The sequence below is a fragment of the Mucilaginibacter pedocola genome (assembly GCF_002013915.1).
GTDB classification, from domain to species: domain Bacteria; phylum Bacteroidota; class Bacteroidia; order Sphingobacteriales; family Sphingobacteriaceae; genus Mucilaginibacter; species Mucilaginibacter pedocola.
This window is the reverse complement of record NZ_MBTF01000005.1, coordinates 134,900-158,757: the sequence shown is the minus strand read 5'-3', so window position 1 is coordinate 158,757 and position 23,858 is coordinate 134,900. Positions and strand designations below refer to the sequence as shown.

General features: G+C 46.6%; 16 protein-coding genes. 10 read left to right on the top strand and 6 right to left on the bottom strand.

Annotated elements, in window-relative coordinates:
- Nucleotides 1-240: 240 nt before the first annotated feature.
- The 7 genes from BC343_RS08865 (at nt 241) to BC343_RS08835 (ending at nt 12,961) form a co-directional block, all read left to right on the top strand.
- The gene (locus BC343_RS08865; RefSeq protein ID WP_078347416.1) at nt 241-3,126 is read left to right on the top strand and encodes a triple tyrosine motif-containing protein; all 2,886 of its coding nucleotides are present in this window, start codon (nt 241-243) and stop codon (nt 3,124-3,126) included.
- A gap of 261 nt (nt 3,127-3,387) precedes the next feature.
- Nucleotides 3,388-6,405: a SusC/RagA family TonB-linked outer membrane protein gene (locus BC343_RS08860; RefSeq protein ID WP_078347415.1), complete on the top strand. Its 3,018-nt coding sequence runs from the start codon at nt 3,388-3,390 to the stop codon at nt 6,403-6,405.
- A 20-nt stretch (nt 6,406-6,425) separates the two neighbouring features.
- Nucleotides 6,426-7,898, top strand: coding sequence for a RagB/SusD family nutrient uptake outer membrane protein (locus BC343_RS08855; RefSeq protein WP_078347414.1), 1,473 nt, complete (start codon nt 6,426-6,428; stop codon nt 7,896-7,898).
- Between the two features lie 19 nt (nt 7,899-7,917).
- Complete coding sequence (locus BC343_RS08850; protein ID WP_078347413.1) at nt 7,918-8,751, top strand: LamG domain-containing protein; 834 nt, start codon at nt 7,918-7,920, stop codon at nt 8,749-8,751.
- 97 nt (nt 8,752-8,848) lie between these two features.
- Complete coding sequence (locus BC343_RS08845) at nt 8,849-10,522, top strand: glucoamylase family protein (protein WP_078347412.1); 1,674 nt, start codon at nt 8,849-8,851, stop codon at nt 10,520-10,522.
- A gap of 17 nt (nt 10,523-10,539) precedes the next feature.
- On the top strand, nt 10,540-11,889 hold the full coding sequence (locus BC343_RS08840; protein ID WP_078347411.1) for a glucoamylase family protein: 1,350 nt from the start codon (nt 10,540-10,542) through the stop codon (nt 11,887-11,889).
- Between the two features lie 262 nt (nt 11,890-12,151).
- The gene (locus tag BC343_RS08835; RefSeq protein ID WP_078347410.1) at nt 12,152-12,961 is read left to right on the top strand and encodes a carboxylesterase family protein; all 810 of its coding nucleotides are present in this window, start codon (nt 12,152-12,154) and stop codon (nt 12,959-12,961) included.
- Nucleotides 12,962-13,031: 70 nt separating this feature from the next.
- Here BC343_RS08835 and BC343_RS08830 read toward each other — a convergent pair whose 3' ends face one another.
- The 4 genes from BC343_RS08830 to BC343_RS08815 all read right to left on the bottom strand — a co-directional run bounded on the left by BC343_RS08830 (nt 13,032) and on the right by BC343_RS08815 (nt 16,754).
- On the bottom strand, nt 13,032-13,559 hold the full coding sequence (locus BC343_RS08830; RefSeq protein ID WP_078347409.1) for a hypothetical protein: 528 nt from the start codon (nt 13,557-13,559) through the stop codon (nt 13,032-13,034).
- 125 nt (nt 13,560-13,684) lie between these two features.
- Nucleotides 13,685-14,314, bottom strand: a complete 630-nt coding sequence (locus BC343_RS08825) for a response regulator (protein WP_078347408.1) — start codon at nt 14,312-14,314, stop codon at nt 13,685-13,687.
- A 3-nt stretch (nt 14,315-14,317) separates the two neighbouring features.
- Nucleotides 14,318-16,234 (bottom strand): tetratricopeptide repeat-containing sensor histidine kinase, encoded by a 1,917-nt coding sequence (locus BC343_RS08820; RefSeq protein WP_162276841.1) that lies wholly within the window; start codon nt 16,232-16,234, stop codon nt 14,318-14,320.
- Between the two features lie 217 nt (nt 16,235-16,451).
- Nucleotides 16,452-16,754 carry a hypothetical protein gene (locus BC343_RS08815; RefSeq protein WP_143822120.1) on the bottom strand — a complete coding sequence of 101 codons (303 nt, stop codon included), beginning with the start codon at nt 16,752-16,754 and terminating at the stop codon, nt 16,452-16,454.
- Between the two features lie 89 nt (nt 16,755-16,843).
- Between BC343_RS08815 and BC343_RS08810 the strand changes: the two genes are divergently transcribed.
- Complete coding sequence (locus BC343_RS08810; protein WP_078347405.1) at nt 16,844-17,875, top strand: hypothetical protein; 1,032 nt, start codon at nt 16,844-16,846, stop codon at nt 17,873-17,875.
- A gap of 30 nt (nt 17,876-17,905) precedes the next feature.
- Here BC343_RS08810 and BC343_RS08805 read toward each other — a convergent pair whose 3' ends face one another.
- Both BC343_RS08805 and BC343_RS08800 read right to left on the bottom strand, forming a co-directional pair.
- Complete coding sequence (locus tag BC343_RS08805; protein WP_078347404.1) at nt 17,906-18,664, bottom strand: phosphosulfolactate synthase; 759 nt, start codon at nt 18,662-18,664, stop codon at nt 17,906-17,908.
- A gap of 167 nt (nt 18,665-18,831) precedes the next feature.
- The gene (locus BC343_RS08800; protein WP_078347403.1) at nt 18,832-20,235 is read right to left on the bottom strand and encodes a tetratricopeptide repeat protein; all 1,404 of its coding nucleotides are present in this window, start codon (nt 20,233-20,235) and stop codon (nt 18,832-18,834) included.
- Between the two features lie 243 nt (nt 20,236-20,478).
- On the opposite strand from BC343_RS08800, the gene amaB reads away from it, so the two are divergent.
- Together amaB and BC343_RS08790 are read left to right on the top strand one after the other, a co-directional pair.
- Nucleotides 20,479-22,020 (top strand): L-piperidine-6-carboxylate dehydrogenase, encoded by a 1,542-nt coding sequence (gene amaB, locus BC343_RS08795; RefSeq protein WP_078347402.1) that lies wholly within the window; start codon nt 20,479-20,481, stop codon nt 22,018-22,020.
- A 25-nt stretch (nt 22,021-22,045) separates the two neighbouring features.
- Nucleotides 22,046-23,683, top strand: coding sequence for a S8 family serine peptidase (locus tag BC343_RS08790; RefSeq protein ID WP_078347401.1), 1,638 nt, complete (start codon nt 22,046-22,048; stop codon nt 23,681-23,683).
- Nucleotides 23,684-23,858 lie beyond the last annotated feature (175 nt).

Below are 23,858 nucleotides of genomic sequence, written 5' to 3'. Positions count from 1 at the left end.
AATTAATAGAAGTTTCGGAGCAGATAGATGAACTTTTCGAGATGGAGGATATAAGTTTTGAAGGAGTGATGGGGGTGGTTCATTTTTTAAAACCATTGTTGTAAAACTTCCCTTTAGGAAAGGAAGCGCATTGGGCTTAACCGAAACGGCAGGGAAGCTTAGCCCCTTATTTCTTTTTATTCAATCGCAAAACTGTATTTTCGTGTTGTAAATGGCAGCAACCCATCGCTGCATAAGCCTATGCGTAAATACGTTCTGCCGTTAATACTCTCTCTGTTCATTGCTATTGGCGCGTTTGCTACCGATATAAAAAGTATTGGTGTGCCCTATGTACAAAATTATACCAAGGCGCAATACCAAAGCGGCAACCAAAACTGGTCGGTAACACGGGATGAGCATGGCGTAATGTATTTTGGTAACGATGAGGGACTGCTCTCATTCGATGGTAAATACTGGCAGCTAAACCGTATGCCCAATGGGCTCATCGTACGTTCGGTAGCGGCCGATGGCAAAGGCAAAATATATTCGGGTGGCTTTGGCGAGTTTGGTTATTGGGAAAACCAAAATGGCTTCCTGAAATACCGTTCGCTTACACACCTCGTCCCTAAAAAATACCAGCCCGTTAACGAGGAAACCTGGAAAATATACATCGAACCAAACCGCGTTATCTTCCAATCCTTCGGCTCTTTATACATCTATTCCGGCGGCAAAATAAGCGTAGTAAAGGCACCTAAACCATTCCTGTTCCTGTTCCGCACGGCGGGAAGATATTTTGTTGAGGAAGTGGATGCAGGGCTGTTCGAGCTAAAAGGCGAAAAGCTCACTTACATCGAGGGCAGTAATATTTTAGGTAGTCGCGTACTTTCGGTACTCCCCTTCCGTCCCGGCCAATACCTCATTGGCACAGCAAAAAACGGCTTGTTTATTTACGATGGCAAGCAAGTAACTCCATGGCAAAACCAGGCAACTGATTTCCTGAAGAATGCGCAACTAAACAATGGCGTAGTAATAGCAGGCAAGTACTTTGCCTACGGCACCATCCTGAATGGTATTGTCATCATAGATAGTGCGGGCAACGTGGTGCAACACATCAACAAATCGGGCGGGCTGCAAAACAATACGGTGCTGAGCCTTTATATAGATGCACAGCAAAACCTTTGGGCCGGCCTGGATAACGGTATCGACCGTATAGAGGTAAACTCACCCCTCTATTTCTATTTCGATAAAAGCGGCCGCTTTGGTACGGTGTATTCCAGCATTATTTTCAACAACAAAATATACCTGGGCACCAACCAAGGCTTGTTCTATAGCGATTGGCCGGGCGCCGGTGCCAAACGCTTGTTCCAAAGCTTCGATTTTCAACTGATACCCGGTTCTCAGGGGCAGGTATGGGAATTATCGCTACAAGACGGCCGCCTGCTTTGCGGCCATAATGATGGCACTTTCCAGGTAAATGGAGGCAGCATCACCAAAATATCTTCGCTCAACGGCGGCTGGACGCTCAAAAAATTCAATACCGATAAACTGATACAGGGCACCTACACCGGCTTGCTCATATACCATAAAGATGCCGCCGGCAATTGGGTTTTCGAAAATAAAATAGAAGGCTTCGGCGAACCATCGCGCTATGTAGAACAGGATAGTAAAGGTCAAATATGGGTGAGCCACGCTTACAAAGGTATTTATAAAGTTACCCTTACGCCCGACCTGAAACGCGTAGCCAGCAAAAAGTACTACGACAAAAACTCGGGCCTGCCCGATAGCTACAACATCGGCGTTTTCAATTTAGATAACCGCGTGGTATTCTCGTCCGAATCGGGTTTCTACGTTTACGATGATATTACCGACCGCTTTTACAAATACACCCAGCTCAACAACAGCTTGCATACTTTCTCATCATCGAACAAAGTAATAGCTGCTGTTGGCAAAAAGTACTGGTTCATCAACCATGGCAAAGTAGCACTTGCCGACTTATCAGTCCCCGGCAAACTGAATATCGATTCGGCCCGCTTCAGTATGTTAGATGGGCAGATGCTGCGCAATTACGAGAATATCAACCTTATTAATAACCAGGTGTATCTCATCAGCGTGGATGATGGCTTTGTTATTTTAAATGATGAAGACGCCAGGCAGCAGCAACGCCAAAAACTACCGGCAGTGCTGATGAGGCAGATAGAAAACATTACCGATAAGGTTACCGTGATAAGCGATATTGGTGCCGGTAACAACAACCTTGAGTTACCTTACAACCAAAACAACATCCGCATATCCTATAGCTTGCCTTATTACCGGCAGGGCAAGGTAAAATTTCAATACTACCTTGATGGTTATTCGCGCCAATGGAGCGATTGGACGCTGCAAAGCCAAAAAGATTTTACAAACCTGCCGCAAGGCACCTACAGCTTTAAAGCCCGTGCAAAAATTAACGATGAGAACGTATCCGAAATAACTACGCTCACCTTTACCGTTCTGCCCCCGTGGTATTTAAGCAAGATTGCCTTTTTGTTTTATGCTGCGCTGGCGGTACTGGCTTACTATGTTATCAGGCATTATTACCGCCTCAAACTTCGCCGCCACCAGGCCCAGATACAGCAAAAGCTACAACGCGAGCACGAAGAGTTTTTGCAGCGCGAAGCCATCGCCAATGAGCAGCACATCGTCACCATAAAAAACGAACAATTGCAGGCCGACTTGGCCAGCAAGAACCGCGAACTGGCCAACAGCGCCATGAACATTGTTTACAAAAACGAGCTCCTGCAAAAGCTGAGCGAAGAAATAAACAAGCTGAAAGATAACGCCGGCAAAAAACTTCCTGAAGAGCAGCTCAAAAAGATACATCACGTAATAGACGAGGGCATGAGCGATGAGCGCGACTGGAACATTTTCGAACGCAGCTTTAACGAAGCACACGAAAACTTCTTTAAAAAGCTAAAAACAGGCCACCCCGACCTGGTACCCAACGACCTTAAACTATGCGCCTACCTGCGCATGAACATGAGCAGTAAAGAAATGGCCTCGTTGCTCAATATCTCGCTCCGCGGGGTCGAAATTCGGCGTTACAGGCTGCGTAAGAAGCTCAATCTGGAGCACGATAAGAACCTTGTGGAGTTTCTCATCGAGCTATAACACTACATCATTACCTCTCATAGCACATAGTGTAAAAAATACATCTTTTAATAAGTTTGTAGTATGTATTTTATACACTATCTATAGTTCAAATAGTTGATTATCTTTTGTTTATATTTTTCATTAGAATTTCATGAGAAAGTAAACAGTTGATGATGTAATAATGTAGAGTAACATTATTTGATAAAATTATTTTAACTCCGCAATTTCGACCTCACAAAAAACCAATTAACCCAAGTACTAACAAACCAATTACCCACTATGAAGAGAATTTACAAAATCTCAGGGTTACTTCTATTGTTTACTTTTTTCTCAACTTTCGCTTCAGCGCAAAACATTATCGTAAAAGGTAAAGTTACCGACGCTAAAACCGGCGAGGCGCTTATTGGCGTTACAGTTGGCGTACAAGGTACATCAGCAGGTTCCCAAACAGATGTTAACGGCAATTTCTCGGTAAATGCCGCATCTACCGCAACACTCCAGGTATCTTATATAGGCTATACCACCCAAACCGTGCCTGTAAGCGGGCGCACCAACATCGATATTAAATTAGAATCATCAGCCACCGAATTACAGCAGGTAGTGGTAGTAGGTTACGGTACCCAGCGCAAGCTGGATGTTACCGGATCTGTTGCTTCTGTGAAGGGGGATGACATATCTAAGCAAGCATCTACCAATGCAATAAGCTCGTTACAGGGTAAAGTTGCCGGCGTACAAATCACCAATAATGGAAATCCAGGTGCTTCACCGGAGATTCGCATTCGCGGTGTTGGTACAGTATACGGTAACGCCAACCCTCTGTATGTGGTAGATGGTGTATGGTTTGATGATATCAGCTTCCTGAACCCTAACGATATCGAGAACATGAGCATCCTTAAAGATGCTTCTTCTGAATCTATCTACGGTGTACGCGCCGCCAATGGTGTTGTACTTGTTACTACTAAAAAAGGTAAGGGTGCACCAACCATCAATTACAGCGCATATGCAGGCTGGCAAAAAGTAACCAACCAACCGGCGTTAGCAAATGCCACCGAGTATGCAACCATGATAAACGAACTGAATAAAATACAGTTCCCAAATGATCCGCTAACCTTTGCCGACCCTAATAAGTTTGGGCAGGGCACCAACTGGCTTAATACAGTTCTGCGCGACGCATTTACCATGAAGCATGACCTAACCGTTAGCGGAAGCACCGACAAATCGAGCTATTCGTTCTCAGCGGGCTACCTTAAACAGCAAGGCGTAGTAACCGGTAACAATTACGACCGCCTTACTACCCATATGCAACAGGATGTACAGGCAACTAAGTTTTTAAAATTAGGCTACAACGCTGTTATTCAGCACAGCTTCTCTAAAGATGCACCGGGCGGCCTTATTTACAAAGCGTTTACAGCCGCACCTGTTGTACCGGTATTTTACGCCGATGGCACTTACGGCGACCCTGCCGATTTCCCTATTGGCAACGCTACCAACAACCCCAAAGCACAGTTAGATTTCTTTAATCAGCGCTCTAAAAACTACCGCATTACAGGTAATATGTTCGCCGAGATAAAGCTGGCCAGCTTTTTAACTTTACGCAGCAGCTTTGGTGGCGAATTTGGCGAAGGCGAAGTGTTGGGTTACAGCCCGGCTTATAAAGCTACGGCGGCACAATTCAATGACAACAGCGACCTCAACGTATCAAGGGCAGAGGTAAGGAATTGGATACAGGAGAACACGCTTACTTTCGATAAAACGTTTAAAGACCACCACCTAACCGTGCTTGCCGGCCAATCCTCTCAGCGTTACAAATCGTATAACATTGTTGCTACCGCACAAAATGTACCTTACACCAGCGATGCCGACCTTTACCTTCGCGTTGGTTCTAACGACCAGCAATTCCCTAACACGGTAACTGATAGCGGCGACCTTGCAACCTATCAATCTTACTTTGGCAGAATAAACTATTCTTTCAAAAACAGGTATTTGCTTAATGCCTCTATGCGTGCCGATGGTTCTTCTAAATTCATCGGCAACCAGCGCTGGGGGTACTTCCCGTCGGTAGGTGCCGGCTGGGTTATCAGCAGCGAGCCTTTCATGCAAAACCAGCACATTTTTGACAATTTGAAACTTAGAGGTAGCTGGGGTAAAATTGGTAACGCATCGGTGCCAGCCAACCTTTCGGTACAAACTGTTAACAATTCGGCAGGTTTTGCCGCTATTTATAATGGCGTAGCTTCTACAGGTGCTAACATTACTACTATTGTACCACCGGTTACTTATTGGGAGCGCGGCGTTGGTACAGATATAGGCCTTGAAATGGCCTTCCTGAATAGCCGCTTAACCTTCGAGGCCGATTATTACAAAAAGAAAACGGAGCAAGGCATATTTGCCATACCTATTTTAGGGTCGTTAGGTACAAGCGGTGGCACCATCATTGGCAACCAGGCCACCTTCCAAAACGAAGGCTTTGAGTTTTCTGCCGGATGGCGCGGCCAAATAAATGCCGATTTCTCATACACCGTCAACGGTAACTTTAGTATCAATAACAACAAAGTATTATCTACCATTACAGGCCAAAACCCTATTTATGGCGGTGGCGCAGCGGCAACAGGTGGCCAATTGAGCACCCGTACCATTTTAGGCCAGCCTATTGGCCAGTTTTATGGTTTGGTAGTAGACGGCGTATTCCAAAATGCTGCGGAGATAGCTGCATCCAGCCAAAAAGATGCAAAACCAGGCGATTTCAGGTATAAAGACTTGAACAACGATGGCGCTATAGATGCCAAAGACCGCGCGGTTATTGGCAACCCTAACCCTAAATACCTTTATGGCTTAAACACAACCTTGAATTATAAGGAATTCGACCTTACCATCGACTTGCAAGGTGTTGCCGGTGTTGATGTTTATAATGCCAATAAAGGCCTGCGTTACGGTTCTGAAAACTTTACAAAAGATTTTTATGACAACCGCTGGCATGGCGAAGGTACTTCTAATACCTACCCATCTGCCAATATCGGCGGTGGCAACAACTATAAACCAAACTCATTTTTTGTAGAAAGCGGCGCTTACTTCCGTATCCGCAACTTGCAGTTGGGTTATACTTTGCCATCGGCCCTGGCCACAAAAATGTTCATGAAACGGGTGAGAGTATATGCGAGCGCTCAAAACATTTACAATTCATTTAGCTACAAAGGTTTCAACCCCGAAGTTGGCGGCTCGCCTACCAATGCAGGTATCGATAATGGCGCATTCCCGCTATATGCAACCTACAATTTTGGTGTAAATGTTTCTTTTTAACCGTAAAAATACGCTAAGTTATGCTTAACAAAAACTTTAAATACGCACTGGCTTTAAGTACTTGCGCGGTGCTGATGATATCGCAGGGATGCAAAAAAGATTTTTTAGATGTCCCACCTCAGGGCCAATTGCCCAGCCAGGAATTTTTTAAAACTCCTGAAGATGCCGCTAAGGCAGTAAATTCAATATATGGTAACCTGCGCGAATGGAAACAAACCGCATTTGCGCCCATGGCCGTAGAAAGCCTTGGCTCAGACGAAACTGAAAAAGGCAGCACGCCTGCAGATGCCAGTTTTATGAACGCTTACGATAACTTTACCGTAACCGCAACAGATGGCCAATTAGAAGACTTTTGGAAAGGCCAATACCAAAGTATAAACCTTTGTAATCAGGTATTGGACAACGTTCCGGCTATTGCCATGGATGCCAACCTGAAGTCAAGATACTTGGCCGAAGCAAAATTTGTACGCGCCTACAATTACTTTAGGTTGGTACGCGCTTTTGGCGATGTAGTTTTAAGAGACCATGTGCCTGTAGATGCAAGCGAATATAACTTGCCTCGCACAGCCAAAGCAGATGTTTACGCCTTTATTGAGAAAGACCTTACTGAAGCCGCAGCTGTTCTGCCACAAAGTTATGGTGCAGCCGATATAGGCCGTGCAACAAAAGGGGCAGCACTTGCCTTACATGCAAAAGTGGCCATGTACCTTAAAAAATGGGCGGACGTTTTAAATTACACCAACCAGGTAATGGGCATGGGTTACTCATTGTTCCCTGATTTTGAAAAATCATTCCGCATTGCCAACGAAAACAATTCGGAGTCGGTATTCGAGGTGCAATGCCAAAATTTGGCCAGTATTCCGGGTGCTTCAACAAGCCAGTATTCGCAAATACAAGGTGTACCTGGCAACCTTAACCTGGGCTGGGGCTTCAATGTACCTACCGATGCTTTGGTAGCCGCATTTGAGCCGGGCGATCCGCGTATGGATGCAACCATCATCTTCCGTGGCGAAACTACTCCGCAAGGCGATGTAATTGAGCTTACCGGGCCAAACCCACGTTACAACCAAAAATCGTACGTACCTAAAAGCGTGCCTTTTACCTCTAACCAGGGCGAAGACCAAAACGTAAGGGTGATACGTTACGCCGAAGTATTACTGATGAATGCAGAAGCGGCCAACGAAACCGGTAACGCTGCACAAGCAATCGCTTCCTTAGAGGTGGTAAGGGCACGTGCACGTGCAGGCAACGCGGCAATATTGCCAAAAGTAACCACTACCGATCAGGGCGCATTACGTACCGCCATATGGCACGAGCGCCAGGTTGAATTGGCTATGGAGTTTGACCGCTACTTCGATGTGATACGCCAGGGCCGCGCGGCCGAAATATTTGGCCCTAAAGGCTGGAAGGCTAATAAAAACGAAGTTTGGCCTATACCGCAAAACGAGATCGACCTTGCAACAGGCGTTTTAACACAAAACCCGGGTTATTAATCATTCAGAAAAGATCATCATGAAAAAATTAAATATAAAATTGATGGCCCTGGCACTTATCGGGGTTGGGTTGGCATCATGCCAAAAACAATTTGACGCTTCAACTTATGCGCCGCCGCTGGATATTGGCGGTTACACCAGCGCTAATGAAGTAGCCACATCAAACCTGGTGGCAAAATGGTCGTTCGACGATAATTTGGTAGACAGTGTATCTAAAACAGCGGGCACCGCTACCGGCACCACGTTCAATACAGGTGTTAAAGGCAGCGCCTTACAAGGCGCCAGCAACGCCTGGGTGCTTACCGATCCATCGGCAAGCGTAACAGGCCTTAAAAGCTTTACACTTACCGAATGGGTAAATACGCCCCCGCCATCAAACGGTGTTATCGGCTTATTCAGCCTGGCTAACACAACCCAGTTTTGGGGTAATTTGGAAATATTTATTGAGAACGGCAGTACTAACGCTGCAGGTAAATTAAGAATACACATGTTCAACGGCACTGATGATAAAACCTTTGAGGTGAACGATGTGCCAAACCTGTTTGATAAGTTTGTGAACATCGGTGTATCGTATGACGAAGCCACCGGTAACTGCAAACTTTATGTTAACGGTTCGCGGGTGAAACAAGCAACGGTTGGCGGGCTTACCGGTCCGTTAAACTTCAAAAACACCGGCAAAATTGTATTTGGCTGCGTGCAGTTCATGACCTCACCAAGCCAAACAACATCGCATGGTGCCGAACCTTGGGCAAGCTACTTAACGGGTAAACTTGATGAGGTAAGGATATATAACAAAGCCTTAACAGATCTGGAAGTTAGTGCCATCGTAAAACTGGAAGGCCGCGGAAAGTAATATTGGGTTAATTTGTAGGTTGCCCCGGCGTAATGGCCGGGCAGCCTTTTTTTATGAACTTTTTGAGGCTGCGGCCGGTTAATATAACACGTGAGAGATGAGAGAATTAAAGCAATTTGCCGGGATATGTTTATTGTTTGCGCTGGCCGCCTGCGGTAAAAGCAGTACGCCTACGCCAACACCGCCGGTAAACCCGCCAACGGCTACCTCGTTCAGCTTTAATACGCTAAAGGTTGATGGGGTTACCAACGGGCTCACTTACAACAATGTTGGCAAAGCCCCCTCTATCGAAATTTCGTTTCTGGCAGCAGTAGACCATAATTCGGTTAACAACGCATTGACTTTAAAAGACCGTAGTGGCGCAATGGCCCCCTTTATGGTGACCTACAAAAACGGCGATAGCACGGTGGTAGTTGCACCTACTCTTGGTGCTATCCAAAAATATACGTTAAGCGTTACTACGGCCTTAAAGTCTACCAAAGGCGGTTTTCTGCAGTCGGGTGTTGATGTTAGCCTGACCACCGCTGTTGACCCTAACGACAAATTCCCCACCATTTCTGACGATGCCCTGCTTGAGCTCGTTCAAAAGCAAACCTTTAAATACTTTTACGATTTTGGGCACCCTACCAGCGGCCTTGCGCGTGAGCGTAACAGCAGCGGCGATGTTGTAACTACCGGCGGCTCGGGCTTCGGCATTATGGCTTTGGTGGTTGGCGTTAACCGCAACTTCATTAGCCGTGCCGATGGTTTGGCCCGTATGCAAAAGATAGTGGGCTTTTTAAAAACTAAGGCTGCTACTTTTCATGGCGCATTCCCGCATTGGCTGAACGGCGCTACAGGTGCCGTACAACCCTTCAGCGCACTGGATAACGGCGCCGACCTGGTAGAGACAGCTTACCTGATAGAAGGATTGCTTACTGCCCGCCAATATTTTAACGGTGCCGGTGCTGATGAAACCGCTTTGCGTGCCGATATCAACACCATTTACCAAAATGTAGAGTGGGACTGGTTTAGGCAAGGCAACCAAAACGTACTGTACTGGCATTGGAGCCCAAGCAACGGCTGGGCCATTAACATGAAAATTGCCGGCTGGAACGAAGCGCTTATGGTGTACGCCCTTGCAGCGGCATCTCCAACCCACAGCATCCCTAAAGAAGTGTATGATAACGGCTGGGCACAAAACGGCGGCATGAAAAATGGCAGCACCTATTACGGTGTGCAACTACCCTTAGGCCCTGCACAGGGCGGTCCGTTGTTCTTCGAGCATTATTCTTTCATGGGTATAAACCCTACGGGGCTTACCGATGCTTATGCCAATTACGAAGAGCAGGCCAAAAACCATACGCTCATCAACTACAACTACTGCGTGGCCAACCCCAAAAGCTATAACGGTTACAGCGCCAATTGCTGGGGCCTTACCGCCAGCGACATTGAAAACGGCTACACGGCAAGCGCGCCTAATAACGATGTAGGGGTAATTGCACCAACGGCGGCAATATCATCGCTGCCTTATACGCCAACCCAATCTATGGCGGCACTGCGCTTTTTCTATTACAAGCTGGGCGATAAGCTTTGGGGCGATTATGGCTTTTATGATGCCTTTAACCTGAGCAACCCATGGTTCGCTAACTCGTATTTGGCTATTGACCAGGGACCCGAGATAGTGATGATAGAGAACTACCGTAGCGGCTTATTGTGGAACCTGTTCATGAGCTGCCCCGAAGTAAAAACCGGTATGAAAGGCCTCGGCTTTAGCAGCCCTAACCTCTGATAATTTAAAAAAACGTTATGAAAAAAATTTCCTCCTTATTGCTGCTATCGCTGATAGCACTGGGCGGTTTTGCTCAAAAAACCAAACAAGCCGCCGATGGCATTAAGCCGGTAGGCATTATAAAAAACCTGGGCGACAGCGCGCTTTTAGATGTAGTGCAGCGCCAAACTTTCCGTTATTTTTGGGATTTTGGGCACCCCACCAGCGGGCTTGCGCGTGAACGCAGCAACGTTGCTTTCGATTATGGTAACGAGGTAATTACCACCGGCGGCTCGGGCTTCGGCATTATGTCGCTCATCGTGGCCGACCACCGCAAATTCATCACTCACGAGCAGGCGGTAGACCGCATGACCAAAATGGTGGATTTTTTATGGAAGGCAGATGCTTACCACGGCGTTTTCCCGCACTGGCTAAATGGCGAAACGGGTAAAACCATCCGCTTTGGCCGTAAAGATGATGGCGGCGACCTGGTAGAAACATCGTACCTGTTCCAGGGGCTTTTATGCGCTAAGCAATACTTCACTGCCAATACACCAAAAGAACGCCACATACGCGATGTAATAAGCTGGATGTGGGGCGAAATTGAGTGGAGCTGGTATACCCAGGGCGGCCGCGATAACCTTTATTGGCACTGGAGCCCCAACAACGGCTGGGTGATGAATTTCCCTATCCGTGGCTTTAACGAGTGTTTGATCACCTACATCCTTGCCGAATCGGGCGAGCGCTACCCTGTGAGTGCCGACCTTTACCACCGCGGCTGGGCCCAAAGCGATTTCTTTAAGAACGGGCAAACTTTTTATGGCCATAAGTTACCCTTGGGCTTCGATTATGGGGGCCCGCTGTTCTTCTCGCAGTATTCGTTCCTGGGCTTAAATCCTACCGGGCTTAAAGACCGCTATGCCGATTACTGGGAACAAAACCTTAATCATACTTTGATCAATCACGATTACTGCGTAGATAACCCTAAAAAGTTTAAAGGCTACGGCGAAAACTGCTGGGGCCTAACCGCCAGCGATAATTACGAGGGTTACAACGCCCACTCGCCCACTAACGATTTGGGGGTAATTACGCCAACGGCAGCGCTATCGGCATTCCCGTACACGCCAAAACAATCGATGCAGGCACTTCGCCATTTCTATTACGACCTGGGCGATAAGATTTGGGGCGAATATGGCTTTACCGATGCTTTCAGCGAGCAGAAAGATTGGTACGCCAAATCATACTTAGCCATCGATCAGGGGCCGATAGTGGTAATGATTGAGAACTACCGCAGCGGCTTACTCTGGAACCTTTTCATGAGTTGCCCCGAAGTACAGAACGGTTTGAAGAAACTGGATTTCCAAAGCCCGTATATCAGCAAAAAGTAAGCAGTTTTAAGGTGCCGGCGGTTTAAATGTTTAGGTAGCGTAGATTAATTTCAATTTATTTGCGTTTACTAAACATGTCCGAGGCCCTGAAATAAGAAGATACGTCATGCCGAATTTATTTCGGCAACCCACACGGCAGGTAGCCCGCATGCAAATCGGAAGTGCAATGCGGCTTATATGATGGGGGGCTGAAACAAGTTCAGCATGACGTGGTTTATATCGGGCTGGGATAAACATATACAGCTTACCTTAAACTGATAACATGACGCTAAAGAAACTATTAATAACCGGAATGCTGGGTGCTTTGTACCTGGCATTTCCTTTTTTTGCGCAGGCGCAGATACAGGACAACTCTGCTTTCGACAGGGGCACCTTCATCAACAAAACCGATACCCTACCCTACCGCATCCTGTTCCCCCGCAATTTCGACCCAAAGCAGCAATACCCGCTGCTATTTGTATTGCATGGTGCAGGCGAGCGCGGTAACGATAATAATGTACAGTTAGCCTATGGCCCTAAGCTATTTTTGGCTGATACCGTGCGCGATAAATACCCCGCTATTGTAGTGTACCCGCAATGCCCCAAAAACAGCTACTGGAGCAATGTAAAAATCGATACCAACCAATTTGGCAAACGCCAGTTCCATTTCCAGGAAGGCGGCGAACCTACGGCTGCTATGGCCACATTGCTTGGTCTGGTAGACCAAATGCTGGATAAACCCTACATCAACAAAAAGCAGGTTTACATAGGCGGCCTATCCATGGGCGGTATGGGCACGTTTGAGATGCTGCGCCGTAAGCCAAAAGTATTTGCAGCTGCGTTTACCATTTGCGGTGGCGATAATACTAACAATGCCGAAAAGTATGCTAAGAAAGTACCTCTGTGGATATTCCATGGCGGCAAAGATGATGTAGTACCGCCAGATCATTCGGAAGTGATGGTAGCAGCCCTTAAAGAGGCTGGTGCCGAGCCAAAGTTCACACTCTATCCCGATGCCAACCACAACAGCTGGGACAGCGCATTTGCCGAGCCCGGGCTAATTCCCTGGCTATTCTCGCACAACAAAAAATAAAAAAGCAACGGCCCCGAAAACTCGGGGCCGTTCTTACATAAAAACTATAAACTCAACTAAACAAAGGCTTTTAGTTTACCTTGCCGCTAAAGGTTCCGTTCTCAACAAAGCCGTCTTTACCTGCCGAGTTATGCCCTACAATGTAAAAAGTACCTTCTGCAGTAGTACTGGTTAAGGTGGTAATTTTTACTTCACCGCCACCTTTTACGCCGGTAGGGCTTGGCAGGCTGGTAGAGTAATTTAATGTGCCATCTGCCGGTTGGGTGTAATCTTTAGAAAGTATTGCCCCGTGGCCTGCGCTATTGTCTTGCAGCAGGCCGAATGTACCTGTACCGGTTACATTTTGTAACACAATGGTAATAGATTCTTTACTGCCTTCTTTTATTGCCGTAATGGTAAGCATGTTGCCTACTTTTACAATGCCTGCAGCTGTGCTGGAAAAGGTTGTTCCGCTGGTGCCGTCGAAACCGTAAAGTGATGCTTTCACGGTGGCTGCTCCTTTGCCTGATGTATTGCCGTTACTATCTTTTTTGCAAGAAGAGAAACCGGTGGTGGCAACTATCAGTGCCAATAAAATTGCGCTTTTAAGCTTTTTCATGGTGTATTTGTGGGTGTTAGTGTACACCAAAATTGCCAAAGAAAGCTGTGCGCTACAATGCCGCCATACGGGCATATTTAAGTACGTGCTAACACGTATGTGGCAACATGTAAAGGGCTTGAGGATTAAATGATCTTACGCTCGTAAGCGTATTTAAGCAACCCCACTACCGATTGTGTGTTGGTTTTGCGGAGGATATTTTTGCGGTGAGTTTCTACCGTGCGCTCGCTGATGAAAAGCATATCCGCTATTTTTTTATTACCAAAATCCTGCTCTATCATCCTGATGATCTCTATCTCCCTGTCGGTAAGGCGGCTTTCCTCCTGGTTGCGTTTGAATGATTTCATCAGCTGCATGGTGATATCCGGCCCAAAATAGTTTTCGCCTGTAGCTACCTTGCTCAAGGCCTCAATCAGTTCCTGCTTGCCGGTGTTTTTAAGGATATAGCCTGATACACCTGCGTCTATCATTTCGGCAACTACCTGGCTCTCGCTGAACATGCTTAGGGCTATAACCTTTATCTGCGGGTATTTTTTGCGCACCAGCCGGGTAAACTCAATGCCGCTCATTTCGGGCATACTTACATCGGTAAGCAATATATCGGGGTTAGCCGTGGCCAGCATATCTAAAGCCCGTATGGCGCTAACGCTTTCGCCAATAACATCAAAGCCGGTTATGGTACTGATGATGAGTTTTAACCCGTCGATAACCATCTGGTGGTCATCCACAATAAAAATAGTTTTGGTGCTGCCCATGGTTTAGTTCAATGGTATAAGGATAGCTACCAACGCCCCGGCCCCCGGCGATGAAGAAATGTCCACCGTCCCCTTCAGGTACTCTACCCTTGTAATTATATTTTTAAGCCCTATGCCTTCAAAATTCTCCTTGTCGTTACTGTCGAAGCCTATGCCGTTGTCTTCAATAGTAACCGATACCTCGTCGCCCTCCAGCATCAGCTGTATATCAAGCAAAGTGGCTTTGGCGTGTTTTATCACGTTATTCACCGTCTCCTGTATCACGCGGTAAAGCACCACCTCTACATTATTGCTCAGCCTTTTATCCAGCCCCGATGTTTCTAAAACTATCTTCAACCGCTGCGAATCTATCTTATTCACAAAATCGCGCAGGGCCGATACCAGCCCCATCTTTAGCAGCACATTCGGCATCATCTGGTGCGCAATAGTACGCACTTCTTTGCAACTCTCGTCAACCATGGCCATTGTTTTGTAGGCCAGTTCCAGGTTCTCGTCGTTATTATGCTTCAGCCTTTCCAGTAAAGTGTCAAGGTTCATGCGCGTGGCCGATAATAGCTGCCCCACGCCGTCATGCAGGTCGCCTGCAATGCGTTTGCGTTCGTTCTCTTCAGCATCAATAATACCCTTTGTGGCAATATCCTGCTGTTTGATCACCGCATTCTGTAATATAGCTAATTGTTTTAGGCGGTATCGGTTATAAAACAGGTAGCCAAAGGCCACTGCTGCAATAAATATAATGCAAATTATAATGATAGTAGTATTACGTTCATTTATTTGAAGTTGCTGAATAACAGTTTGCTTATTAAGCAAGTTTATCTGTTGCTCTTTTCTTTCGGTTTCATATTTGGTTTGTATCTCGGCGGCTTGCAAGGCCGATGTTTCGTTCAAAATAGAATCCTTATAAGCATCGTAAAGGCGGTAATAGCTGATAGCCTTCTCAAATTGTTTCTTATCGTTATACAGATCGAACAGGCCCAGGTAGCCATCGCGCAGGCCTTGTTTAAAATTAAATGCCTTTGAAAGTTCTATTGCCTCCAGCAACATTTTCTCGCCTTTGGGTAATATCTTTTGCTGGCGGTACACATTGGCAATATTAATATACGAGGTAGCAATGCCTACTTTATCTCCCTGCTCGCGGCGTATGGCCAACGACTTATTATAGTAAGCCAAGGCCTCTTCCATTTTGCTGGTATAAAAATACAGGTTACCAATATTGTTATAAAGCGAGCCCAATCCGCGCACATTATTCAATTTCAGTTTGATTTGTAGCGATTTTAAATAATACCGCAAGGCTTCGTCATAAGCCTTTTGATACATTAATACGTTGGCAATATTGGAGTATATGTAGCTTTGGTTTAGCTCGTCGCCCATTTGTAACGATATATCCAGTGCCTTTTGGTAGTAGCTCAATGCCAGCGGATAATTAACAATGCCCTCGAGATAAACATTACCGATCCAGATGTATGAGCCCGAGAGTCCCTTTTGGTCATTTATGCGCTGGCGGATGCGCGCCGCCTGAGTATAATACCGCAAGGCGGGCACAAAATTATTCTGGTCGTAATTGTTGTGCCCCAGGTTCATGAGCGAATAGGCGGCCCCCATACTATCTTTAATGGCCAGCCTTATTTTGAGTGCCGAATTGATAAGCGAATCGCTTTTCCGGCGGTTGCCCCGGTAATTGTAGAAGGTGCCAAGGTTGTTTTCGATGTCTGCTTTCAGTTTATAAGCTTTGCTGTTAGTGGCCAATGCAAGCCCGTTAGTGGCATATTTCACCGCAGCAACACTATCCGCATCAACAACGGCCATCATCAGTTTATAATAAAGCCGCGCACGTGAAGAATCCACCTGCGTAATTTTCAGCCTTGCCGACAGCGAATCGATGACATGCTTATCCTGCGCGAAAAGGCTGTTCGCGAGCATGCAGAGGAGCAGTAATAGCAGGGGGCGTCTTAATTTAAACATACCTTGTAGAGCGATGCCGAAAGGGGCACCGGTATGCTTATAAAATTAGCCTCGCCTGCATTTTTCTATATACCGTATTCAGGGTATTTAAAGCTGCGCTTTCCCGAAACGAAAAACGGGTTTTCGTACGCCACTTTGGCGCGCAAAAACCCATCCCGAAAAATTAATTATTATTTCAATTCACCACGGGCTCGTCGCCGTTGGCATCATCGGTATTGGTAATAGCAGTATCGGTATTCAGTGCAGTATCCGGCTGGGCCTCGCTTACAGGGCTTTCGGCGGCTTCCTCTTCAGCGGGCACTTCATCGGTATTTACAATTTTGCCCGCTTCTTCGGCATTGGTAACCACTTCCTGTTCTGATGCTTCGGGCGTAGCATCTGGTTGGGATTGCGGGGTTTTATCTTTAGGGTCGGTCATGGGTGTTACGTTTTTAGGGATAACGCGTGGCAATAGTTGTTGTTTGAATATACAGGGCACGCCCCTTACCCGAATTAGTTATATTTGATAAAAAATTAACGCCCATGCGATCTGCACCATACCTTTTACTTGTTGCTGCATTTTTGATAATGAAAACAGAATTGTATGCACAAGAATTGATCGATGTAAAAGTTGAACCACAATCGGTAGAATTTAACCTGTACGCTGCACAGCAATCTATCAAGAATATAAAAACGCTTGTTTTTATTAATAAGCTCGACCAATATAAAGGTAGCCGGGTAGATACTTCGAGGCTTGAATTTTACGACAAGGCTGGCAACAAAACAAAAAGTTATTCTTTCTCGGCCGGCAGGCGTACTGGTGAACTTAACTTTCAAACACTTTACAACAACAAGGTATGGCAGTGGCAAAGCACCAGCTTTAACGACAAAAACAGGGTATCAGTAAGCCAATCGATACGAGACGCAAAAGGGAAAGACCTGATGTACCATAACCGCGATATTATGAATGGTGATACCATGAGTTTCGGCGACGCCATTTTTACTTACAATGCTTCGGGACAATTGATAAAGCGCGATGATTTCAGGAATGGCAAATTAGTGCTCCGGAAAACATTCGAGTACAAGGGTACAGATATGGTGCTGGCGCAGGTGCGCTCGAATTTCGACCCGCAAGATTTCCACCAGGAATACCGCTATACTTATAACAGCGATCACCTGCCTGTAGAAAAAAGCTATTCGCTTATACGATATGGCAAGCCCGACCCGGCACAGGTAACTTACTTTACTTATAAAGGCAAAAACCTGGTAAACGAACGCTATCCAGATTACTCAGTAGCCGGGAAATATATTGCCGTTGATTACACTTACGATGCACAAAACAGGTTATCAGAAGCGATGGCTAAACAGGATACCCTTTACAGGCACATCACCTACCAATACGAAGGCAACAAACTGGTAAAAATAAATGCCGAGACCAATTACTGGCTTAAGTTTACTAAGGAGCTAAATATTCCGGATGCTAATTCGCGCACACCTCTCCCTATGAAGTTTGAGCGGGCGTACACTTACGACAGCCACGGTCATATAGCAACAATTACCGAAAAGCTAAACGGGGAATTAAAAACTGAACGTTACTATTCCATAGCGTATTACGAATAAAAAAGCCGGCTTATTTTGCCGGCTGTAATTCTATTTCAAAAAGTGCTCGAACGTATCGCTCCTGATACCCAAACGCAGTGTTTCCAGCGGGATAATATCTGCCGGGGCAATATTCCCCAGGCTCACGTTGGCACCTATCAGCTTTATGAACCATACCTGCTGCGCCTTTTGGGGGGCCTCCCAAATAATGGTCTCTTCAGGTATCTGAGTGAGTATCTCGTCGACCAAGCCCTGCCTTACCTCGCCCGAATCGCGATAGATGCCTACGTTGCCACTTTCGCGGGCCTCGGCAATTACCTTCCAGCTGCCGGCCTCAATTTCGGCGCTCATCAGCTTTATCCATTTATAAGGGGCGAATATCTTTTGTACGTCTTTTGAACCTACTTCGGATATCACGGTGGTGAGTTTACTCAGTTTGCGGATGTATTCGCACTTCTCATCGTGCTCAATGGTGATGCTCCCGTCAGATACTTCGGCGTACTCCATTTGGTATTTATCCAGTATGCGGCAATAATCATCAAACTGCCCTCGCACGATCATCGCTTCGAAAAGCGTACCACCGAAATACACCGGCAGACCGGCTTCTTTGTATAACTTCAGCTTAGCATCAAGGTTGGGGGTAACGTATGATGTTGCCCAGCCCAGCTTCACCAAGTCGGTATAACCCGCGCCTACTTCAATAAAATCTTTCACCTGGCGCAGGCTAAGGCCTTTATCCATTACCATGGTAAGGCCGCTGTTGCGTGGTTTGGCGGTACGTTCGGGCAATCCTTTTATCTCGTAGTTCATCGCAGATGTGCTTATTTGTTATAGCTTATAACTAAAAGTATTAACGGCGCAAAATTGCCAAAAAAAAGCGATAAGAAAAAATTAGAATGAGAGTGGTTGAATGGTTGATTAAGAGAATGGTTGATTGAGGAATAGAACTACTCACTCAATCAACCATTCTCTAATAACTACTTCGTGTACCTATTGATAATATCAATGATCACCTTGTTCTCCTGCAATTGGGGCAGGTAATCGAACAGGATGTAATGCTTCTCCGGATCGGAGGTTAAAGCCATCTCCAAATGATTCAGGGCCTCGTTATACTCGCCGCGGGCGAACAGGTAAGCCACCATTCGGTAATAAAGCTCTGCCGCTTCAGGATTGTTTTTTATAGCCGAGGCCATGATCTCGATAGCTACATCCAACCGCTGTTGTTCGTACAGTATCGACGAATAATCCAACCATGCATCCACATCAAGCGGATTTAGTTCTACCACCTTTTCGTAGGCAGACTCCGCTTCGGGCAGGTGGCCCAGTTTATATTCAGCATCGGCAATGGCAAACCAATAGTCGGCATTGGCAATATCAAGGTCTAAAGCTTTTTTGTAAAAGTGCAGGGCTTCAAAGTAGCGTTCCTCAAAATCAAGCGTTACGCCTATCCCGAACCAGGCATCAGCCAGTTTAGGATCCATCTTAACCGATTTTTTGTAGAACGAACGCGCTTCATCCATCTGCTCCAGCTTTTCGTAGCACTCGCCAATAGCGCAATAAGTATCAGCATTGGGTTGCTCGTACTCAAAAGTCTCGCGGTATACTTCTATCGCTTCGGCATACTTCTCCAAATTCACCAATGCATTACCTTTATTAAAGTAGGCAGATGCAAAGCTGTCTTTAATGAGTATGGCGTAATCGTAAGCATCAATAGCTTTCTCAAACAGGCCCAGCTTGGTAAAGGCGTTGCCCAGGTTATACCATGCGGCATAGCTGTAAGGCTCGTTATCAATATACTGCTGGTAAAACTGCACACTCTCCTGCTGGTTATCCAAAACATCATAACAGAAGGCCAGTTCGTACAGGGCATCCTGGTTCTCCATGTTCTGTTTCAGGCACAGCTTCAGGTAAGTTATGGCCGTATCGTAATCGCCCATGTTTTGGTGCACGTAGGCTATATGCAGTAAAATTTCGTCGGTTTCTTCGGCAAGGTCCAGCGCCTTTTCGTAGTTCTCCAGGGCCTCGGCGTTGCGCTCCATACTCTCGTACAGGTTGCCGCGGATAATGTAGATATCCGCATCGCTGGCTTCCAGCATGGCTGCCTTATCAAGGGCGGCAAAGGCTTCCGATGTGCGGTTGGTTACAACCAGTAGCTGCGCTTGCTTTATTAAAAAAACCGCGGCAAAGGGGTGCTGGTTGCGTGCGTATTCTGATACCTGCAAGGCTTTCGCCGGATCGTTCTTTTCGATGTAGTAGTCGATGATGTTTTCAAAGGCCTGCGCGTCGAAAAAGTATTGATCGTGGTTGCGGATCATCTCTTCGTAACGTTCTACCGAAAACTTTGGATCTTCGGTAAAACCAAATTCAAATTCTTCTTCCATTCAAGTTTATTAGCAGAACACCATTTACCATGTTATGACGTTTAGGGGCCGTCAAGGTTTGATCGAATGAGTTCAAATTACAACAATAAGCGGCTTTAAAACAATTAAGTTTTCAACATACGCACATTCTTAACACCGTTTTATACAAGTGCCTGATAATAAATAGGAAGCATTTGACGGCGTGGGCGGTTGGTGAAATTTAATTTGCCCTAAAGATTTTTACCTTTGACAAAAGTAATAATTATGAGCCTGATAATTTCTGATATCCTTGATCATTTACATATCAACGACACAAACGAGGCCTTTAGTACAAGCAGTAATTGGGGCAGCAGCCCTGAGGCTGAGGTGAAAGAGATATTTTCGCCAACCGACGGAAAAAAAATCGCTTCAGTAAAATTTGCTACGGCAGATGAGTACAATAGTGTTGTAGAAACGGCGGCAAAGGCTTTTAAAACCTGGCGCAGCATCCCCGCCCCCAAGCGTGGTGAAATTGTAAGGCAGATAGGCGAGCAACTACGCGCCAACAAAAAAGAGCTGGGCACGCTGGTAAGCTACGAGATGGGCAAAAGCCTGCAAGAGGGCTACGGCGAGGTGCAGGAGATGATAGATATATGCGACTTTGCCGTTGGGCTTAGCCGCCAATTATACGGGCTTAGCATGCACAGCGAGCGCCCCAGCCACCGCATGTATGAGCAGTACCACCCGCTGGGCATTGTGGGCGTAATATCGGCCTTCAACTTCCCGGTGGCGGTTTGGAGCTGGAACGCGGCATTGGCCTGGGTTTGCGGCGATGTTTGCATTTGGAAACCATCCGAAAAAACACCTTTAACCGCCATTGCCTGCCAGCATATAGCACAGCAAGTTTTTAAAGCAAACAATATTGATGAAGGCGTAAGCTGCCTGATCATTGGCGGCCGCGAAATTGGCGAACTGATGGCCAACGATACCCGCGTGCCTTTGGTTTCGGCAACGGGCTCTACCCGCATGGGCAAGGCTGTTAGCGCGGCAGTTGGCGCACGTTTAGGCAAAAGCCTGCTTGAACTGGGTGGTAACAATGCCATCATTATTAGCGAGCAGGCGGATCTGGATATGTCGCTCATTGGTGCCGTTTTTGGCGCTGTGGGTACCGCCGGGCAACGCTGCACCAGTACACGCCGACTTATTATTCACGAGAGCGTTTACGATGCCTTTAAACAAAAACTGGTTAATGCCTACAAACAAATAAAAATTGGCAATCCGCTGGACGAGAACAACCACATGGGCCCCCTGATAGACCAGGACGCTGTAAGCCTTTATTTAGCATCGATAGAAAAATGCAAAGCCGAAGGCGGCAACTTTGTGGTAGAAGGCGGCAAACTGGAAGGAGATGCTTATGCATCGGGTTGTTACGTAAAACCCTGCATTGCCGAAGTGGAGAACCATTATGAAATAGTGCAGCACGAAACCTTTGCGCCTATCCTTTACCTCATTAAATACAAAACCTTAGAGGAAGCCATAGAATTGCAGAACAGCGTGCCACAAGGCCTATCATCAGCCATCATGACGCAAAACCTGCGCGAGGCCGAAACATTTTTATCGGCAGCGGGTTCTGATTGCGGCATTGCCAACGTGAACATTGGTACTTCAGGCGCAGAAATTGGCGGCGCATTCGGCGGTGAAAAAGAAACCGGCGGGGGCCGCGAATCGGGTTCGGATGCCTGGAAAGTGTACATGAGGCGCCAAACAAATACTATTAACTACTCAAAAACGTTGCCTTTAGCACAAGGTATCAAATTCGACCTTTAATATTTATAAACCGATAAATTGTTATATGCACAAATTTGGAAAGATATTCCCGGGCGCTTTATTGTGCAGCGCCCTGTTATTAAGCGGCTTTAACGGGCTTGCCCAAACCGCCGCCCCCGAGCCGCCAAAGGCCTGGCACATGATGGACCTGAAAACCGATGGTTACTACGGCATCAGCCTGAAACAAGCCTACCTGCACCTCGCCGGCAAAAAAAGCAAACAAGTAGTAGTTGCCACTATTGATAGCGGGATAGATACTGCGCAAAAGGACTTAGCCCCCATCCTTTGGGTAAACACCAAAGAGATACCGGGTAATGGTATTGACGATGACCATAACGGTTACGTTGACGATATACATGGCTGGGACTTTTTGGGTGGCCCCGACGGTAAGTGCGATTTTACCGAAACTACCGAAGAGGTACGCGAGTACAACCGCCTGAAAGAAAAATACGGCAACGTGGCAAGCGCTCCTGCAGGCAGCGAAAAAGAGTTTGCTTACTGGGAGAAGGTAAAACTTACTTACGAAACTACCTTCAAGAAATCGTCGGAAGAGCTCACGCAGATGCAGCCCAACCTGAACATTTTGATGGCTACCAGCGGCTACATTAAACGCGCATTGGGCTTAAAGGCAGATGCTTCGTTTACCGCCAAAGACCTCGATAAACTGAAAACCACCAACGATACCGTTAGGCGCAGTAAAGTGGTATGGGCCTCTATTTTTGAGCAAAGCGGCGGCACCGATAATGCCTCGTTGTTGAAAGACTGGACCGAATACATGGCCAAGCTAAATAACGATGTAAACCCCGACCTGGACGCCCGCAAACGCATTGTAGGCGACGACCCCAATGTGCAGGATGGCAAACCTTACGGTAATGGTATACTGAAATTTGCCGATGCATCGCACGGTACGGGCGTAGCCGGCTTAATTGGCGCCGTGCGTAACAATGGCTACGGCATAAACGGTGTGGCAGATAACGTGCGCATTATGGCCATTAAAGCTGTACCTAACGGCGATGAGTACGATAAAGATATTGCTAACGCGATACGTTACGCGGTTGATAATGGTGCCAAGATCATCAACATGAGTTTTGGTAAAAAGCTGTCGCCGCATAAGGATTGGGTTGATGCTGCCTTTAAATATGCAGCATCTAAAGATGTGCTGTTGGTACAGGCATCGGGTAACGACAATCAGGATGTAGATGCGAAACCGGAGTTCCCGAACGATATGTTCGAGGATGGCTCGGCTACTGATGCAGATAACGTGATCAGCGTAGGTGCCTCGGGACCAAAATTGGGCGAGGACCTTGCGGGCAGCTTTAGCAACTACGGTAAAAAGAATGTAGATGTATTTGCGCCTGGCGTAAAAGTAACGTCGGTAGATACCGATGCTGAATTTAATACGGCAGATGGTACCAGCTTTGCTTCGCCTATCACAGCAGGTGTGGCAGCGTTGGTATTGGAATACTACCCTAACCTAAGCGCCAAACAACTAAAGCAAGTGATACTGGAATCGGCCACGCCGCTTAATGGCACCATGGTGAATAAACCCGGCGAACAGGTGAAAGTTGATTTTACCACGCTATCAAAAACAGGTGGCATTGTTAATGCTTACAAAGCCTTGGTTATAGCTTCGAAACTAAAAGGCGAAAGAGCAGGGATATAGATTTGCGCTAAGCCTAAAATGAAAAGAGCCGGATCGTATGAGCCGGCTCTTTTTGGTTTCCTCCCCCCGCAATGTCATTGCGAGGAGCGGAAGGGAATTGTGTAGTGGGGCGACGCGGCAATCTCGTCGTTATGCATAGCGGTAATGCTTAGCGACGAGATTGCCACAGCCCTCC

What these genes read in the sequence shown, in the direction of transcription:
- BC343_RS08865 (WP_078347416.1), top strand. Translation starts at nt 241, where the DNA reads ATGCGTAAATACGTTCTGCCGTTAATACTCTCTCTGTTCATTGCTATT.
- BC343_RS08860 (WP_078347415.1), top strand. Translation starts at nt 3,388, where the DNA reads ATGAAGAGAATTTACAAAATCTCAGGGTTACTTCTATTGTTTACTTTT.
- BC343_RS08855 (WP_078347414.1), top strand. Translation starts at nt 6,426, where the DNA reads ATGCTTAACAAAAACTTTAAATACGCACTGGCTTTAAGTACTTGCGCG.
- BC343_RS08850 (WP_078347413.1), top strand. Translation starts at nt 7,918, where the DNA reads ATGAAAAAATTAAATATAAAATTGATGGCCCTGGCACTTATCGGGGTT.
- BC343_RS08845 (WP_078347412.1), top strand. Translation starts at nt 8,849, where the DNA reads ATGAGAGAATTAAAGCAATTTGCCGGGATATGTTTATTGTTTGCGCTG.
- BC343_RS08840 (WP_078347411.1), top strand. Translation starts at nt 10,540, where the DNA reads ATGAAAAAAATTTCCTCCTTATTGCTGCTATCGCTGATAGCACTGGGC.
- BC343_RS08835 (WP_078347410.1), top strand. Translation starts at nt 12,152, where the DNA reads ATGACGCTAAAGAAACTATTAATAACCGGAATGCTGGGTGCTTTGTAC.
- BC343_RS08830 (WP_078347409.1), bottom strand. Translation starts at nt 13,559, where the DNA reads ATGAAAAAGCTTAAAAGCGCAATTTTATTGGCACTGATAGTTGCCACC.
- BC343_RS08825 (WP_078347408.1), bottom strand. Translation starts at nt 14,314, where the DNA reads ATGGGCAGCACCAAAACTATTTTTATTGTGGATGACCACCAGATGGTT.
- BC343_RS08820 (WP_162276841.1), bottom strand. Translation starts at nt 16,234, where the DNA reads ATGCTCGCGAACAGCCTTTTCGCGCAGGATAAGCATGTCATCGATTCG.
- BC343_RS08810 (WP_078347405.1), top strand. Translation starts at nt 16,844, where the DNA reads ATGAAAACAGAATTGTATGCACAAGAATTGATCGATGTAAAAGTTGAA.
- BC343_RS08805 (WP_078347404.1), bottom strand. Translation starts at nt 18,664, where the DNA reads ATGAACTACGAGATAAAAGGATTGCCCGAACGTACCGCCAAACCACGC.
- BC343_RS08800 (WP_078347403.1), bottom strand. Translation starts at nt 20,235, where the DNA reads ATGGAAGAAGAATTTGAATTTGGTTTTACCGAAGATCCAAAGTTTTCG.
- amaB (WP_078347402.1), top strand. Translation starts at nt 20,479, where the DNA reads ATGAGCCTGATAATTTCTGATATCCTTGATCATTTACATATCAACGAC.
- BC343_RS08790 (WP_078347401.1), top strand. Translation starts at nt 22,046, where the DNA reads ATGCACAAATTTGGAAAGATATTCCCGGGCGCTTTATTGTGCAGCGCC.